A 19,236-nucleotide genomic window follows, 5' to 3' on the forward strand; every position below is an offset into this window, starting at 1 on the left:
GGAAAATCCCCACCGGCTTTTTATACTAGATTATTCTATTATGCAGTCTAACTGCATTATCCTTTTGTGTTACTTAGTAACAGGATATTCTCCAACTTTAACAGGGTTTCTTAAAGTTGCATCGTCTATTACTAGAATTGAATCATTTTCATCTGGCTTAACTTTTACAGATAGTTTACTTGTATCTATTTGATCAACATCTGCATTAATTACAGAACTAAATGTAATTGTTAAAGTGCGTCTATCATTTTCTTCATCAATAATTGCTTTCATTGCTGGATAAGGTGCGGCTTCATAATAAACAACAAAGTTATCAGCAGCACTTAGTTGACCTGCTCCGTCTCTATATTCAACAGGTTCTTTAAATGTTAATTTGATTTCATCAGTAGCTGTTAAAGTACATGTAGGTCTAGGTTGTGTATTATCTAGTAACTCTAATTCAGTTGTTAGTGGAGTCATTGTTCCACCGAAGTTATTAGATATACCTTTAATTGTGACCTCAGCACTTACACCATCTTCTGATATAGTTCCTTCTGGTACTTCAAAGACTGCCATAGAGAATTGTTGGTCGCTTCCTTCATCTTCTTCAGAGTCAAACTCACTACCGATTTCTTGTAATCCGTATTCAATATCTGCACTATCTAGACCCAATTCTGCAAGAGTATTACCATCAATAGTATAGTTATTTGGATCTCTTAATGTAGCAGGGTCAACGCCACCAGTAAATCTAACTAGAATTTCATTCAATTCTTCATTGTAGTTAACTAATCGCTTTGTAGTCTGTGGTACTTCATCTTCTGGATTATAATCAATGTCATCATCAGGAGTATAACCGTCAGTTCCATCAGTTCCATCAATATAATCTTTAGGAGTTATAAAATTAAATGTGAATCTTTCAGATGTATGACCATAAAATTCACTTTCTAAGTCCTTATCTTTTTCATCTGTTACATATAAAACATCATACACGCTACTATAAGTTGAAGTATCTCTTTCATAAACTGTTGCACGTGAATTATCTAATTTTTCTAAGGCATCAGCTACAAAGATTGGATCTTCAAATCCTACATCTTGATTAAATGTTTCTTGATAGTTATTACCTTCAAAGATTATATCTGTTGGAGTAGCATCTATACTTCCTTCACCAACATAATCTCCATAATCTCCTGTATCATTATCATTTAGGTCAAATACATCATCTTGTGGAGCATCAGCAAAGAAACCTTTTGGTACTTTTACTGTATAAGTTGCATTATCCACTAACCGACCTTTATTATCTAATAAATCATCATATCCTGTCAGGTCTAATTTTACTTTATAACGATTAATTCCATCTCCATCTTGATAAGCTATAAATTGAACAGATTTAGAATTTTCTGATGTATTATCAACTGTACTTTTATTAAGCAGAACATCTTTACGAACGATTCCTTGTTCATCATCTACTTTTTTACAAGATACTGTAATAGGTAAATACATTCCACTTTCATCATTAAGTGCTACTGTCTCATTTTCAATGATCTCTTTTTCAGCAGCATTATATTTATACTTAACAGGTACTACTGGATTTTTGAAGTGAGCATTATTAGGTATATTATCTGGAACTCTATCCTTTACTTCAAAAACAATTGTTCTATCTTCTTTAGTTCCTTCAGAATTTGCTTCTTCTTCTGTATCTACTACATCACGGCCTGGATAATAACTACTATCGCTACCAAACTCGTCATGGATTGGAGACATTACATCTTTTTTAATTACAAAGTTATCAATTAATTTATTTTCACCTTCGTGAAGATAAATATCTTCTTCTTGAGTACCATCATCATCAATATCAGCTTCTCCTACACGCCACGGATTAGCAATTGTAATATCCCGATAAATTGACTCATTGTTTCTATAACAAAGAACATCGTCTGTTGTTGTTTGTTCATCAACTGCTGGTACTTGAACATAAGAATAACCTTGTTCATTAGAAAGCGGCACATTACGCTCAATTGTACCTTCATCCTCTTCTCCACCGTCTATAATAAAGCGAGCTGTAACATTTGCTAAAGGTTGACCAGGTGTTTCATCACCTTGATAAGTTTCATCTTCACCAGTCACAAATTTAATTCGGAAGATATTATCTGCTACCTGCTTAATTTCTTTTACCATTGGAGGTAATGTATCATGATTAATTTCTGGCTGAGTTTCTCCATCATCAGGTATCTCTTCGTCATCTACTAAATTAACTGTAAATTCAACTTCCATGTCCTTTACCATAACGTTCCCGGCTAAATCTCTAATTCCAGAAACTTTTACTGTATGACTTTCTCCTATCTTATATACTGCATTTAAGTCTTGATTTGTTTTAGTCGCATATGCTGCTAAAAGATCTTTAATTTTAACAATAGCTTTAGAAGACTTTTCATAATTATCAGCTGCACTCATGTTAAATTTCATTACATCTGCTAAAGAACTAGCTAATTCTTCGCCTTCGCTATCAAGTCCAGAGGAAGAAGCAATCTCTTCACCATTAACCCACACTCTGATAACTTTATCTTCATCTTCTTTATATTGTAAATCATGACTATCAAATACTGGCTCATCAAATTTAAGTGCTACATTATTTCCTGCATGTTCACTAGTTGGAATAACTCTGTCTACTGCACCATCAAAATTAATTACTTTGCCTAAATTATCAGTATTATAATCACCAGTTACGAACATAGATTTACATGTAGGGTGATCTTCATCTTTAATATAAACTTCATGTACAGTTGTATCTATAGATAACTTACCATTTTTAGTAGCTACGTTTCTAACTGCTACTTCAATAGTTTCACCTTTGATTAAGAATTTATTCTCTATTTGATTACCTGCATATTGTACTTCTAAAGTTCTTTCATCGTCGTCATCAGTAGATTGATCTTTTTTATTTGTAAATCTTGCATCTTCAGGGAAATAAATATCTACTACAGTTCTACCATCTATATCATTAACTTCAGTGGTAATGATTGTAGATTGGCTCAATTCAGACAATCTATTACTAGCACCTAAATCAATAGCATCGATAGAATTATAAGCAGCATTTCCTTCATTGATATTGATGTAGTAATTGTCTAATTCACTAGCTGTAGCATGATCTACTATAGTATTATAAGTAACTTTTAAGTTTCTATAATCTATCAACTCTACACTTTCTACTCCTGGATCTTTATAATTTACAGTCTTAGTATAGCTTTTACCATTATATTCGAATGTTACTTCGTTTTCTCCTAGTTCTAATTCTTTCTCAAGAATAATTTCTTCTACCTCATTATCACTAGACTTTACTTTAATAGTTGTAGAGTCAACAATTTCAACAGTTAAACCGTCATTTTCACCATCTTCATTATTATTATCGTCTGTACCTTTATTTTCATTAGCTTTAAACTGAATATCTGTTTTATTAGCATTTACTGTATGGCTACCTTCAAAAGTATAATCATCAGTATTAACAGCTTTAATCACTTTTCCTTTTTTAACTTTAGTTAAAGCCCAGTTACCATCAGTATCAGTATTAGTCTTTGTATCTCCACCTTCTACTGTAACTGTAATTCCTGCTAATGCCTGACCATCATTGCTAACAACAGTTCCTGCAACATTAAACTTCTTTGGTCCACTATCATCATCACTACATCCTACTAGTCCTACTAAACTAACAATCAAAGTTAGTACAACTAATATTTTGCTTTGCCTCTTAGTCCAAATCGAATTCATACTCTTATTAACCCCCTATAAGTTTTTAAAATTAATACTCTTACACAACAATTTAACTATTCTAAAAATTACTTAATTCTGTCCCCCTTTCTCAAGTTATTTTCTTTTAACTTTTTAAAGCAATCCAACAATCTTACTATTTTGCTTTAAAAAGTAATCTTTTTCCTTAAAATGTAAATCTCTCACTAAATATAATAAGGGGTTTTGAAGAATATGTCAAGATAAATTTGATTAAATAATTAAGCATACTCTAGCTTATCTAAGTTAATTGATAATAATCTCGGTTTAAATACAAAAAAAGAGCTCAAATCTGTTGTATTCGACAAAAATACGACAGACTTGAGCTCTTGATAACTTTCATTATTAAAAGAATATTTTTTTAATTAGTCTCTATCATTATTAATAACTATCACCATTGAAATACCTATAATAAACCATAATAATCTACTTGAAATTCTATCTTCAAGAGTATATTCAGTTAATCCATGACCTAAATAGCTAATAACTATTCCTAAAGTAGCAATAAAATAAATCTTAAGATTTTTATTAACAAATTTGTGATAATAAAAATATAATTTTTTAATTATCATAAAAAATAACATAATAAATGTAACTAAACCTAAAGTCCCAGTTTCTGCTGCTAACTGTAAAAAATTATTATGAGCATGAGCAGTAGAAACCATTGGTTTACTGTAGTATTTATCTCTTGTAATTACTTCTTTAAAATTGTTTAGGCCAATACCATTAATCCAATAATCATGATAAATTTTCACTGCACCTTCCCACAAGTTTAATCTCGTTAAATTACTTTTATTATTTTCTAAATCAAAAATGCTAATAAAACGATCAATATAAACCTCAGGTACTAAAAAAGGGGCTAAACTAAAAAATATCACTATAAATATTAAAAACCAAATTAAACTTTCTTTACTTTTCAACAAGAAAATTATTGCTAAACTCAACATCAAACTTATCCAGGCACCTCTAGTTTGAGTAAAAATAAGTACCACTATTAATAAAACATTATTTATTCCTAATAAAACTCTATATTTATAATTCAAATTTCCCCAAATAGTATATAAAAAAGTATAAATAATTAAAAAAGTATTTAAAGTAGCAAATTCTAATACAAAAAATACAGAGTTTACTCTTTTTATCCCAAGATTAAATTGCCATAATCCATAAAAACTGGAACCAATTAATAATACAAATAATAAACCTAATAAAAATTTAATAATTCTATTACTAGGTTTTAAATCTACTATAATATAAAAAATTAAAATCGGAATTATAAATCGCTGGAGATAATCCAAACTATTAGACAAATTTAAAGTATCAAATAATGAAAATACTAAAGCCCCCATAAATAATAATATATATATATTATAAGGGGTATTAGGTATATTAAAATCTTTATTTCTTACTTTTTTAATAATCCATCCTAATAATGAAATACCTAAGCCAATATTCATTACAGCCAATGAAATAATATTTCCTAATATATAAATAAAAAAACCACTTAAAATTACAAAATCAAAAAAATCATCTAATTGTTTTATCATTATATTACCCCTCAATTTCATATAATACTTTTATATTTTCTTACTATTAATTATTTAATGATTTCTTTAAATTTTCCTGAAAATTAAACCATATTTTTAAGAATTTATAAAGTCAAGTATTTTCTTACCTCTTTCATCCCATAATAATTCTTTAGCTCTTTCAACAACATTATTTGAAAATTTATTATAAACTTCTTCAGAAGAATCAAGCTTATTAATTGCATAAACTAATTGATCAATTCTATCATGCTCATAAAATAATCCACATTTGTCAGTAACTATTTCTCTTATAGTTGGTAAATCAGTACCTATTACTGGAATACCATGCGAAAAATAATTGAATATTTTCATTGGAGAAGTTAAATAACGATTAAAAAAGCTATCAGCTAAAGGAACCATTCCAATTTTCATCATTTTTAAATACTTTTCAACTTTTTTACGACTAACCCAACCTGTTACTTTTACTCTGTCTCTTATTCCTAAATCTTGGGCTAAAGATAAAATTTCATCAACTCTCTTATTATTTCGCCCACCAACAATCAATAGTTTTAAATCCTCATTTTTTACTCTTGCTAAAGCATATAAAATATCACTAATTTTTTTACGCTTTTTCAACGAACCAATATATCCTAAATACTCATTTTCAAATGAATTATCAACTTTTATAACTTCTCTAATCCCTGTTCTGGCAACACAATAATTTTGCTGAGGCAAGTATTCTTTATATAAATTTCTTAAATTAATTTGATGAGTAATAATCCCATCTACTTTTGGTAAAAAAATCTTTTCAAATAATTCCTTCTTTTTTCTATCATCTTCATCACGTCTATTCATATCTAAATAAAAATCATGTGTTTCAAAAAAAATTTTAACCCCATATATTTTTTTCAAAAAATACATATATGGCAAAAATCCTGTTTTTCTAGTAATAACAGCATCTATTTTGTTTTTTTTAATTAATTTCCTAATTTTATTGAAGGCTTTTATATAAAATTTAGTAACCCTTCCTATCATTGCTGAATCATCAACTAATTTAATCTTTAAATTAGATAATGGTTCGAGAAAATAATAATTTTTTAACACTTCATTAATATCCTTATCAGTGTTTTTAGAGGCAAATAGATAAATATTTTCATTAGTATTATTTGCTAAACCATGGCAAGTAAATGTACAAAAGCTACCTGCTGGACCTTCACTAGGCCACTTACTACCATAAACATAAGCTATTTGCAAGATATGACCTCCTTGTATAATATAATTCCAAAACTTAATTATACCCTATCTAATAATTTATTATAATTTTTTCTTTTATTTTTTACTTTAATATTAATTGCAAGTTTAAATTAATCATTTTAAAATTACCTTCCAGTCATCCTTTCCTGCAAAAAATTTAATATATTTACCCCTATAGTTGTATCAAAATAATTCTCTTTGCAAAAAATAAAATAAAATATAACCCTTCTTAATCTCTAATTTATCAAATTAAAATATATTTTTTCAGTCTTATTAACCATTGTTGCTAAACTAAATTTATTTTCAGCCCTTTGATAAGCATTATTACTTAATCTATTTCTTAAGTCTTTATCATTAATTAATTTATCAAAAGCTTTTATCCATCCATCTTTATTATCAGATTCTACTAATAATCCACTTGACTGATCTTCAATGATTTCTGCTAATCCATCAACATTACTAGCTACTACAGCATTCTTTGCTGCCATCCCTTCTACAGCAACTAATCCAAATGCTTCACGTCTGGAAGGGACAGCTAAAATATCAAATAGATTCATTAACTGGGGTATATCTTTTCTAAATCCAGCTAAAATGACTTTTTCCTCCAAATTTAAATCTTTAATCATTGTCTGTAATTCTTGTTTATAATTATTATCATCACTAAAATCTTCTCCTACAATTAAAAATTTAACCTTTTTTTCTTGGAATTGATTAGCTATTTTTATTAATAATTTTTGATTTTTCCTAGAACATAATGTACCTACCATACCAATTACTAATTCATCAGTTAATGAAAATTCTTTTTTTAATTCAGTTATCTCTTGATTATAATCTTGACCAGAAAATTTGCTAATATTAATTCCATTATGTATTACTTCATTTTTATTCACCAGAAAAGAATGAGTATTATTTAACTTCTCCTGAACTCGATTCGAAACTGCTATGAATTGATCAAAACTTCTATATAATTTTTCATGAAAAAAACTAGTTCCTAATGAAACTAGAATATGTCTTGTTGCTACAATTTTACCTTTTTGGGCTAAATATCTAGCGAAAGCAGCTATCCAATAATCTACTCCACTATGAGCATGAATTATATCTATATCCTGTTGTTTTATAACCTGGCTTAATTGATACGCAGAATATAAATCTATTGCATTTTTAAGGGGTAAAACTTCTATTTGAGTTGCACTATCCTTAAATCTAGCTGCTATATCTTCTTTAACTGCTACGGTAACACTATGGCCTTTATTTTTTAACCCATCAACTAAGTCCTTAAGATGAGCCTCACCACCAGCCCAGGTCTTAGAAGAATTAATTTGTAATATATTCACTTTATCAACTCCTGAAAAATGATTTCAATTTATTCTTGAATTCCATAAATTTAACTCTTCTTCTTCTCTGCTCCTTCATCTCATCTAAAAATTCATTATAATTATTTGGAGCATATTCCTTCATAAAAATCCTTTGTTCTTCATTAGTAAATTTAAGTCTAGCTAAGTCCTTTATCCGTTCTTTATCATCAAGTTCACCTTTAATTCTAGCTCGGTTAAGGTCAATATAATACAATTGTGGCTCCTCTGAATTTATATCCTCTACCAAAATATTTCCTGCATGTAAGTCATTATGAATTATACCAGCATCATGCATTTTTCTGACATCCCTAGCTATATGAGGTACCAAATTCTTAACTTTTTTACGCATAGGGTGCTGTTCATCACGAACAATATCCAATAAATTATAATCATAATCAAGGTACTTTGTAATAAAATAACTATAAATAATTTGATTGAATTTTCCTCTTTTTTCAACTACAGCTACAGGTTCAGGAGTTTTTATATCAATTTTTTGTAGTGCCAATGCCATTCTCAAAGATCTAACAGCCTTAGAATCAAGAAAACAAAATCTTAATTTGTCATATTTTCTATTCAATTTAAATTTTTTAATTACTAAATCTGAATTAGATGAGGCAATATCACTTTCAATATGAACTAATAAATTTCGTTCATTATATATTTTTGTTCCAGTATTTAAATAAGAATTTATATTCTCAACTATTTTTTTTAGTTTCTCTACTCCATATTTATCATTAAGCCAAAAAAAGCTGTGTTCTGATTGATTAGCCTTAATATAATTTATTTCTTGGTCAATATCTTTTTTTTTCATAATTGAGTTCACCTCTTAACTTATAATAACCCATTATTTAGTTCCCAATAATTCATAATTCCTATGAGCACTTAAATATACCTTACCTCCAAATTTTTTCTCTATTTTTTGCTCAATATAAGTTAAGATTTTATTTTTTAATTTTTGATCTTCGTGTTTAGCTTGAGAGGGGTCAGTTTTCCCACTATACTTCAACTTATCTTCCCAATCCATATTATTAATCCACTCTTTCATCACATCAGGATGAGTACCATTATAAACTGGCAATCTATTTAATGGTCCATAATCAAATTCTTCAGGCTCTCCGTCATGAAATTCCTCTGCTTTATCTTTGCCCCAATGAATAGTATGAAACGCTTTGCGTTTCTTCTCCATATACCGTGGAGGACGTACCCAACCATAATGGAATATTTCTGCATTAGCATGAGCAGCTTTTGGTTTTTCTCCATTTTTCTTTCTAAATCCTTGAGCACTATTATTAGACCTAATGTTGCAATTGTTTTTTATCACTCTAACTTCCCGTTTATACCAGCCATGACTAATCTGATAGTGTCGATAATCTCCCCAAAAGTGCCGATAATCAAATACTAAAGCCTCCACTTCATCATCATCTGCTAATTCAATACATCTATCTTTAATTATTGGCAAATACTTTTCATGTACTATCTCGTCGGCCTGAATATAAAAACACCAATCACCTGTACAGTGTTCTAAAGCTAAGTTAGTTTGTTCAGCATGGATAACTCCATTTCTTTGACTTTCGATATCCCACTCTGTATCAATTATTTTAATCTTATCACTATCTATACTTTCAATTCTTTCTCGGGTATAATCATCCTCATCACCCTTACCTACTGCTACTACAAATTCATCACAAATAGGCAAAACAGATTCAATTGCTTCCTTAATTGGATAGTATAATTTAGTTGCATTTCTAACCATTGAAAATCCACTTATCTTCATATTTTACACCCCTCTGCAATAATTAAAATATCCACTCTACTAATTCTTAACTCCCTTAGTAGGTGCCCCATGATAAAATCTATTTATAAGTTTTTCTATATTTCTATAATAAATTTTTCTATACATTTTAAAAGCTTTCATCTTTAGACTAGGGAATTGGTAATCTTGATTCTCATTTTTAAATTTGCTTTCTCTTTTATTTATATTAGCAATCTTATTTATCTCTTCTCTAAAATTATTATAAGCATGATTATATAATTTCATATCTAATTTATTATTTTCTTTAACAGCATCTAATTGTTCAGCAGTTAGTCCGTCAGCATATTTATCATGTTTTCTATTAGAATTAACTCGTATTTTCTCATAATTAATATTAAATGAATTATTCATTTTATTTTTTAATAGAATAAGTGATTTATCAAATTGTTCTACAAAGCCTATAAAAAAGAATTGGTCAATAACTTCTTTAGCCCTTTTTAAATTATTTTCCCCAACTAACTTTTTAACCATAAAATTATTAAAATAATTTTCTTCTAAAAATGATTCAAAATCCCAGTCTATCCCCATCATATTTTTCTGAAAATAATATTGTGACATATATCTTTCAACTGGGTCACGTAGAAGAGTTACATAATTAATATTTCTATCAAGCACTTCCTCATAACCAAATTTTGGTCTGAGCCCATGACTTGACATAGCTTTAGTGTAAGGAAAAATTTTCAAAATCGTTTTAACTTCTTTTGGAGTTAAAACATTATCATCTTTATTGGTCCAATAATGCCACGCTGTTAAATTAAGAAATGACAAAAAATAATTATTAATTAAAATAGATTTAAAAGAAGTTCCTGCTGATTTCTCAATATGAATAAACATTAATAAATCTTTAGATTTCAAACTATCATCTCCTATAAAACAATTTACTTATTATTCATCCTAATTACAATCATAATATTTTTCATATGTTCGCCCACAATCTCTTCAAATTGCTCTACAATCACGAATAATATGTATTAATTTAAATTCTTTATCGAAAAAATCTATAATTTTACCAAAATGAAGTACATTTTTAGGAGTTTTCTCACACCAACGTTTAGAATCTTCAGAAATATTACTTAGCAAAATTTCACGATAAAAACGGTACATTGGTTTAGGAAAAAATTTATTAAATTTAGCATCTTTATTCCAATTTGCAAAAACAATTGCTTCTTTATCTAAAGCATATATTTTCTTTAGATTGTGCCTGTATCTATTACATTTTGATACTTTTTCAAATATCCTTCTGCCATATGAACATGTGTGAAATTATTTAAAACCCTTTGCCGACAAGCATCTGCATCAATTTGGTCTATATTATTAACTGCTGCTTTATATTCTTCATAACTATCACATCTAAACCCTACATCTTCAGTTACAATTTCAGGCATAGCCCCATTTTGACTAGTAATAACTGGAGTACCACTCACTAAAGCTTCTATTGTAACTAATCCAAACGGTTCTTCACATAAAGTTGGGAAAATTAATGCTTTACTATTACAAAGTAACTTCTTTTTCTTTAATCCACCGACCATTCCTTTATAATGCAAATATCTAGATAAACTAAGTCTCCACCCACCAGCTATATCTAATTCAAATTTCATATCTTTAGCCAATTTAATCGCAGTTTTAACATTTTTAGCTGGATAACTTACTTTAGATAGGAATAAATAATTCCCTTCTTTAAACTTTTGATACAAAAACTCATCCGGATCCAAACCATGATAAACAAATTCTTTTCTACCATTAACTTCAGCATGCTTTTGACTTGCAAAAATAGTATTTGGTAAAATAGTTTCATCATAACTATCACGAGCTTTACCTAACCAATGAAAAGTAACTACATAAGGAAAGTCAGGCTCTTCTTTAGGGTTAAAATGAAAATGAACTATATCAAAATCATCAGGCAAATACTTGAATATTTCTTTTTCTTTCCCAGCTTTTCTTAAATTATTGATTCCTTCTTTAACATTTATAATTTCTAAATTATTATCTTCTAAAGAACACTTTCCATCATTAATTATATAAACTTTATGTCCGAAATGCAAAAGTCCTTTAGCTAGCCAAGCAACTACTCGTTGAGTACCACCATATTTTTCAGGTGGAATATCCCCATTACAAACTAAAACAACTTTCATATGAATTTTCTCCTTTCAATAATTCTTTTATTTTTTTACAAAAAATAATTCAATTTTCTAAGTATTTACGAAAATTATTATATCTTATTTGCTTTAAAATTAAAAGGAATGCCCAAAATTATCTATAAATAAAAATCTCGAGCTCTTAACTCGAGAAAATTATATTATTATCTATTTTTGGTTATCGCATTAAATACTTTATTAACTTTAACCTTCTCCAAACAATCGTGATGTTCTAATGGACACTCATGTTCCCCACAAGGGCGACATTCAATATCATGAGTAATAATTTGATGTTCTTCACCATAAGGATGATATTTTTTCTCATTTGACGGGCCAAATAAAGTAATCGTAGGTGTTCCTACTGCAGCCGTCACATGTACTGGACCACTATCACCACTGACCATCACATCAATTTTATCTGCCAAAGCAGTTAACTCCTCTAAAGTAGTCTCTCCTGCTAGGCTAACTACATCTTCTCCCATCAGTTCTCTAATTTCATCAACCCGCTCTATATCACTTGGACCACCAGTAAAGATTACTTCTCCTGCTTCCTTTTTAATTAATTTATCAGCTAATGCTGCAAATTTTTCTTTCGGCCAGCGCTTAGTCTGCCAACTACCACCTGTATTTAAAGCAATTATGTTTTGCTTTGGATTTAAATTATAACTAGCTAATAATTCTTCCACATTGTCTGCTGCACTTTCTTTTACTTTTAACTCTAATTCAGATTCAGGCAGTTCCAAAAAACCTAAGTCTCTTAAAAACTGACGATAAACTTCTACCATATGAGCCTCATCTAAGCGAGGTAATTCCTGATCAAGAAAAAGTCCCCGCCCTTTATCTCCAAAGCCCACACTATAATCCGGGCCAATCACCTTCATCAGCAGCGCAGTCCGCCAATTACCATGAATATTCAGCCCTAAATCATAGTTATTGCCACTTAAAGACCGCGCAAAGTTCCAGCTCTCTAAGATACTCCACTTCTTATTATAGCCGTATACATTGTCTAAGTACGGATTATCTTCGATAATTGATACAAAATTAGCATTAGCTACAAAATCAATTCTCGCCTCAGGATATTTATCACGCAAATTCTTAATAAACGGTGTCGCAAAAATCAAATCACCGAGATATAATAGATCTATCACTACTATGCGATCGGCATTTTTTACCTCATCTTCCATACAATCATCCTTTCTATAAAACAAATCTAACAGTACCTACATTAAATCAGAACAGTAGATTTGGCGGTGCCAAATCTCTACAACAATAATAATAATCATGTGATTATTATTATTGTTGTTTTTTAATAATTTGATATACTTGACGTACCGTTATTCGTTCCATACATAAATGATTCTCCCGCGGGCATTCTCGCTCCCAACAATTCTTACACTCTATATCAGGCTGAATCACAATATGCTGCTCACCATAAGGACCATGGGTCTGAGGATTAGTTGGCCCCATTAGCACAATAGATTGTGTCCCTTGGGCTACTGCTAAATGCATTGGACCAGTATCTCCTCCTACAAACATGTCCACTCTGGTATACAGTTCAGCTAACTCTTTTAAATTAGTTTCTCCGGCTAGATTATAGGCTTCTTCGTCCATCATTTCAATAATCTCACTTACTCCACTTTTATCTCCAGGACCACCTGTAAACAATACTGTACAATCTAAATCTGTGATTAATCTATCAGCCAATTTAGCATAACGCTCTTCTAACCAATTCTTTGCTTCCCAGGTAGTGAAAGGATTAATCGCTATTAATTTTTCTCTCTCTTCTATCTCTAAATCTTCTAATAGTTCACTAACTTCTTCTTGTACTGCCTCCGGCAGTTCTATATCAAATTCAACCTCTTCAACTTCAGCTCCTAATGCTTGGGCCAAATGCAAATTACGCTCAATTTGATGTACTTCTTCATCAGGCATTGTCACCTGCTGATTATAGAATAGTGTACTTCCTTCACGACCATTAGCCGGGCCAATTCTCCGCTGAGCTCCACTTAAATAGGTAGTTAAGCCGCTCTTGAACAACCCATGCACATCCAAAGCCACATCAAAATCATACTCTTCCTTTAGATCATCAAAAAACTCTTTACCGTGCTTTAAAGTCTCCCATTTAGCATCTTTAAAATCTGCTCGCCATTCTTCTTTAGGCAGTAAAATAACATTATCTAAATTCGGATTATCCTCCACTAAATCATAAGCTAGGCTTTGCACTATCCAACTGATCTCTGCCTGCGGATAAGCTTTACGTAGTGCACTAGCTATTGGTAGAGCATGAATCATATCACCAATCGCACTCAGACGCACACATAAAATATGCTGTTCTTTGATTAATGAGCCTGCTAAAGCAGCATTCTCTTGCGCTGCTCCTTGATTCTTCTCAATCATCGCTACCGCTGCTTCATTTTTAGACTGTAATTCTTCTCTATTGTTCAGATAATAATTCATCTCTGCAGTCAACTCTTCAGCATCATCAACTTGAATTCCCACCTCATGATCAAATAACAAGGCCGTACTATCTTTAAAATTAAACATATGCGGGCCAAAAAATACTAATTTACCCTGCGCAGCAGGTTCTAAGACATTATGTCCCCCACGCTCTATTAAACTGCCTCCTACAAACACTAAATCAGCTAAACCATATAACTGAGCCAACTCACCAATAGTATCAACAATAATTACAGACTCTTGCTCAGGGTCTCTACTATCAATTTCACTACGTTTAATAGTCTCTATCCCCTGCTCTTGATATAACTCCTGCAATTCATCAGCCCGCTCTACATAACGCGGTGCCACTATCAATACTAAATCAGGCCACTTTTCTTTCAATTCTGTATACAAGGACAACAATTGTTCTTCTTCATTATCATGAGTACTACCTAAGACTACTATCGGCTGTTGAGGATCTAATTTATACTCTTGATACAATTTATCCTTTGCTGCTTGACTAGTCGTACCATAATCTTGATCAAATTTAGTATTCCCATTATTCTCTACTTTATCTTCAGGGGCTCCCAATTCAATAATTCGTTCTTTATCTAATTCAGACTGCATACTAAAGTAATCAACTTTAGATAATAGATCATCTAAGACCGGACCTAAATAACGATAGTGTTTAATACTATCATCACTGATTCTACCACTAGCAATCATTACTTTAGCCCCTTGACGATGCGCCTGTTTAATAAAATTCGGCCACAGCTCAGTTTCCATAATCACTATTAACTCCGGATTAATCTGATAAAAAACTCGTTTAACTACCTGCGGTAAGTCTAAAGGAAAATAAATAAACTCATCTGCTTCATCAATTATCTTTGCTGCCATTTCTTGACCAGTAGCAGTCATCGTTGAAAACAAAAATTTATGCTCCGGAAATTCACGACGCAGTTCCGTCACTAAAGGACTCGCTGCTCCAGCTTCTCCTACCGAAGCTCCATGAATCCATACAGTAGGCTGATCTTGAAAAGTAGCTTGGATAACCTCCGGCAGCCAACCAAATCTTTCTTTCAACCCCCGCCACTCTTCATCACCAAATAAAATTTTATAAATTAATACCGGTAAATATAATAACGCTACTACAGTTAATATTAGATTGTATAATAAGTAAACTACTTTCTTCACAATTTTATACCCCTTTATTAATTAAATTTCTCACAATTACGTTTACCATATTAATTTTTATTATATATTATTTTCAGCCAAGTTTAAAGTCAATACTAACGAAATGGGCTAAAGCCCATCGAGCTATGAGCTACGAGCTTTGATCTTTGAGAGAGGAGCTAAAAAGCAAAAAAAGGCAGTAGAAAATTTCTACTGCCTTTAAACTCTCTATTATTCTAGCCCTTGTCTTTCTTACTATTTTTTCTTTCTCTTTTATCTTCTTACTCTTTACTTCTTACTCTTTACTATTCTTACTAATACTTAAGGTCTACCCCAAAATCTATTCCTTGTTCCGGTAAATCAAAGCCGATATTAACATTGAAACAATCAAACTGCCGTGTGAAATCTAATTCCAGTTCTTCTAGCGCATCTTCATCCTCTTGAGCTGCAAAATCATATAAAGTATTAATCTCTACATCCCAATAAGGGAACTCTTTTTGTTCAGTTACAAATTTATAAGTCAATCTTAACTCATTTTGCCACTCAGTTTCATCTCTTTCAATTGGTGCTACTCCATTATCACTATCTCCTTTAATTTGATAGCGATAAGCAGCTTCTAAATTATGATATTCATTAATCTGATAATCACTGCTTAATACCATTCCGAAGTTATGATAATCTTGCTCTAATTCATAATAGCTTTTATTACCTCTTAACTCCCAACCCACAGCTAAATCTTCATTAGCCTGCCATTCATCTCTTAGACGAGCAGAAATATAATGTCGCTCTCCTAATTCCGGGTCAGTCAATTGATCAAAAGTAAACGGTGTCTCTCCAGCAGTATTAAAATAATGATAATCTAAATTCAAATCTGCGCCCCAGAAATCTTGCTTAGAACCTAGATTAAAATCATAAGTCTGATATTGATCTTCTGTATCATAGTCGGCAATACTATACTTACTATGCCAATATAAATCTAGACCATCAGACAATTCAATTTGATTATTATCTAAGTGTAGATTGAACTGTTTTCTAATTGTCTCTACATTAGTTTCTGGCTCATAAATCTGACCAACTTTTAGGTTAGTAGATAGTTTGGTATTTCCAACTACTTTACGATTTTTAGTACCTAACCACACTTCTGGTTTATAATTCTCTTCACTATCTTCACTACCCTGTACTCGCCAATAATAATCTCCCATTTCATCAGTAATTATTAATTTTTTATCCATCTTCTGGTCAATATCATCTGCATCTCTACGCAGTCTTAGAGATAAATCTGGGCCTTGACGTTTTAAATCCCAACTGGCTCGTGTTGACTCTTCTTTATAGTCTGCATCATCTTCATCTTCTTCAAAAAATGATTGTAGTTCTAAACGACTCTTCGTACTCCCAAATTGATTATTTAAGACAATATTCCCACCTAACCCAAACTTCCGATTATAATCAAGATAGCTATCTAATTCAAAATCTGAGTTTGGTTGATAAAGATAATCTAACTCTAAAACATCAGTACTTTCTCGGGCTACCTTAGCAAAAATATGACCTTCTAAATCTTCATTGATGTAATGATCATAATCAACTTCTAAATATAAACTATCATCATTATTGTAACCTATTTCAGGTTCTGGTACTGCATATTTTTTTCGTTCATCTTTATCAGTATGGGTTACATACTTCGGTAAAGGCATTAACTTATTACCTTTAACCCATAGTTCAACTCCAGTTGCAATAATCTTGCCCTCGGTAGTTACTTCAATCTCTTCCGCTTTAATTTCATAATGCGGGTCATCATATTGACAAGCAGTAATCCCACTACCTTCAATCAGTAACTGCTCATCTTGAATATTGATTACTTCCCCACTAAAATACATCCCTTCATTTTCAGAAGCGGCATCATAAAATTTACCTTCTTGAGTCTGATAATTGTATTGTAATTTAGAACCTTCTAAAATCTGTTCAGCTTGGATTAAGACTACATTGCCTACTGCTTCAATCTCTTGCTTAGAAACATTAGCTACTACTTTATCCGCCCTAATTTCATCTGTACCAAATTTAATTACTACATTGTCTTGAGCTTTAATCAAGTTATTAGCCTCATCAAAAACAACATAGCCATCAGCATTAATAGTAAAAGCCTGTCCTTCAGCAGCCCCTGCTAAAGGAGTAGAAATGAAAATTATTAATATAATATAAAATATAATTGCTTTTTTCATTATTAACCTGACCTCTCTATTTTTTCTTTACTCATTATTGGTCACTCATCACTGCTTTTATCTTTTTTTAATTTTTACTGTTTACTTCTTTTTGGTTTCTGTTTTTTCTCTTCACTGCCTTTCTTGCTACTTCTTTTTTGTTTCTGTTTTTTCTCTTTACTCATCACTGATCACTATCACTTTTTACTAGTTACTGTTCTTATTATATAAAACCTCGGCTTAACTTTAAAGAAGAAAATATTACTTAAAATCGATATCTATAACTAAAGATAAATTTAGGAGTAATTTCATCACTGCCAAAATAGTGGTTTAAACTTAATTTCCCTTCCACTGTCTGTTGTGACGAGAGGTCATAATCTAAACCCTGAGTGACATTAAGCCAATAATCATCATAGAGATAAGATAGATTAACTATAGAATGAGATTCCCACTTTTCAGTTAATTGAGCGCTGTATTCAGCCTCTGCTTCAGCATCATGCTGCCACTCTCCATTATTTTCATCAAGACGATAATTAAAATAATAACTATATTGTGGTTGCTCATAATCTAACTCTAAATAGACTTGCTGCTCTTCTTGCTGCTCATAGTTCAAATCAACCGTTAGGTCTTTAAGCTCTCCATTCAAACTTAATTTAATAAGATTAGAACCATAATTATTAACTTGATAATCGACTCCTAGTTGATACACATTATAACTAGGAGAAAAATAACTAACAGTATTGTTAATACTCCAATTGCGGCTAGTAAATGATTGACTGTCATCTAAATTATCTCTACTATAATCCAGACCTGTTTCTAAAATATAACGACTGCTTAATTTTTTATAGGCCTGTAGTGAAAAATCATATTCTCCACTAGCAAAAATATCTTGCTCAATCTCCTGCCACTCCGGAGCATAATAATTAGCTGTTCCTCTCAAGCTAATCCCACGGTACCAAGAAGATAAATCTAAGCTAACTGCTGAACCAACTTCTTCTTCCGTAGCAGCTAAAGCAGTATCTACTACCAAATCAAGATTTTTAATCTTATAACCATCTTGATAAGAAAAATAGTGCCGGTCTTGAACTATATCCTCTTCATAATGATAACTATATTTCCTTCTGACCCCATCATAGCTAAATCCTATCCGCTCTAAGCCATTACTTTGACCGCCAAAATTAAGGTCTTCGTTGGCATTTTCACCATACCACAAATTATAGTTATCCTGTTTAAAAGATACCCCCAACAAAGAATCAGCTGACAGAAAAGTAGATACACTGTCAGCTTCAGTTTCTCCTAATTCTAGCTTAGTATTGTCCTTAGTAAAACGTAAAAAATAATCATTAAACTCCCAATCTTGGGCATAACTCTTCCCTGATAAAAAACGATAATCTTTATTTATTTCTAGCTCTGTTTGAAAATCATAACCGTGAAATTGACCTTGTTCTTCTAAAAAAAGTTGATTGCTAATTTCACTAATATGCTCTCCAATATTCATCTTTAAATCATAATAACTAGCTCTTGCTAGATTGCTAGTAGTGATTATGAACATTAAGCTTAATATAATAATTGCTAACTTTCTTTTCATGCTTT

General features: G+C 31.0%; 12 protein-coding genes. All 12 read right to left on the bottom strand.

The window, feature by feature from the left end; genetic code table 11:
* Positions 1 to 69: 69 nt before the first annotated feature.
* The 12 genes from JOC47_RS08810 to JOC47_RS08865 all read right to left on the bottom strand — a co-directional run bounded on the left by JOC47_RS08810 (position 70) and on the right by JOC47_RS08865 (position 19,231).
* Positions 70 to 3,741, bottom strand: coding sequence for a peptidase associated/transthyretin-like domain-containing protein (locus tag JOC47_RS08810; RefSeq protein ID WP_204701708.1), 3,672 nt, complete (start codon positions 3,739 to 3,741; stop codon positions 70 to 72).
* A 383-nt stretch (positions 3,742 to 4,124) separates the two neighbouring features.
* Positions 4,125 to 5,303 (bottom strand): O-antigen ligase family protein, encoded by a 1,179-nt coding sequence (locus tag JOC47_RS08815; protein ID WP_204701709.1) that lies wholly within the window; start codon positions 5,301 to 5,303, stop codon positions 4,125 to 4,127.
* Positions 5,304 to 5,399: 96 nt separating this feature from the next.
* A complete protein-coding gene (locus tag JOC47_RS08820; protein WP_204701710.1) occupies positions 5,400 to 6,536 on the bottom strand; it encodes a glycosyltransferase in 1,137 nt (378 codons plus the stop codon).
* Positions 6,537 to 6,772: 236 nt separating this feature from the next.
* The gene (locus tag JOC47_RS15730; RefSeq protein ID WP_204701711.1) at positions 6,773 to 7,870 is read right to left on the bottom strand and encodes a glycosyltransferase; all 1,098 of its coding nucleotides are present in this window, start codon (positions 7,868 to 7,870) and stop codon (positions 6,773 to 6,775) included.
* A 4-nt stretch (positions 7,871 to 7,874) separates the two neighbouring features.
* Positions 7,875 to 8,702 carry a lipopolysaccharide kinase InaA family protein gene (locus tag JOC47_RS08830; protein WP_204701712.1) on the bottom strand — a complete coding sequence of 276 codons (828 nt, stop codon included), beginning with the start codon at positions 8,700 to 8,702 and terminating at the stop codon, positions 7,875 to 7,877.
* A gap of 33 nt (positions 8,703 to 8,735) precedes the next feature.
* On the bottom strand, positions 8,736 to 9,665 hold the full coding sequence (locus tag JOC47_RS08835) for a glycosyltransferase (RefSeq protein WP_204701713.1): 930 nt from the start codon (positions 9,663 to 9,665) through the stop codon (positions 8,736 to 8,738).
* A 39-nt stretch (positions 9,666 to 9,704) separates the two neighbouring features.
* Complete coding sequence (locus tag JOC47_RS08840; protein ID WP_204701714.1) at positions 9,705 to 10,559, bottom strand: sulfotransferase family 2 domain-containing protein; 855 nt, start codon at positions 10,557 to 10,559, stop codon at positions 9,705 to 9,707.
* A gap of 335 nt (positions 10,560 to 10,894) precedes the next feature.
* Positions 10,895 to 11,836, bottom strand: a complete 942-nt coding sequence (locus JOC47_RS08845; protein WP_204701715.1) for a glycosyltransferase — start codon at positions 11,834 to 11,836, stop codon at positions 10,895 to 10,897.
* A gap of 167 nt (positions 11,837 to 12,003) precedes the next feature.
* Entirely contained in the window at positions 12,004 to 13,023 is a 1,020-nt protein-coding gene (gene waaF / locus JOC47_RS08850; RefSeq protein WP_204701716.1) for a lipopolysaccharide heptosyltransferase II, read from the bottom strand.
* Positions 13,024 to 13,132: 109 nt separating this feature from the next.
* Positions 13,133 to 15,469: a glycosyltransferase N-terminal domain-containing protein gene (locus tag JOC47_RS08855; RefSeq protein WP_204701717.1), complete on the bottom strand. Its 2,337-nt coding sequence runs from the start codon at positions 15,467 to 15,469 to the stop codon at positions 13,133 to 13,135.
* A 293-nt stretch (positions 15,470 to 15,762) separates the two neighbouring features.
* The gene (locus JOC47_RS08860) at positions 15,763 to 17,664 is read right to left on the bottom strand and encodes an LPS-assembly protein LptD (RefSeq protein WP_204701718.1); all 1,902 of its coding nucleotides are present in this window, start codon (positions 17,662 to 17,664) and stop codon (positions 15,763 to 15,765) included.
* A gap of 244 nt (positions 17,665 to 17,908) precedes the next feature.
* Complete coding sequence (locus JOC47_RS08865) at positions 17,909 to 19,231, bottom strand: TonB-dependent receptor (protein ID WP_204701719.1); 1,323 nt, start codon at positions 19,229 to 19,231, stop codon at positions 17,909 to 17,911.
* Positions 19,232 to 19,236: the final 5 nt, after the last annotated feature.

This window comes from Halanaerobacter jeridensis (assembly GCF_016908315.1).
Classification (GTDB): Bacteria; Bacillota; Halanaerobiia; order Halobacteroidales; family Halobacteroidaceae; genus Halanaerobacter; species Halanaerobacter jeridensis.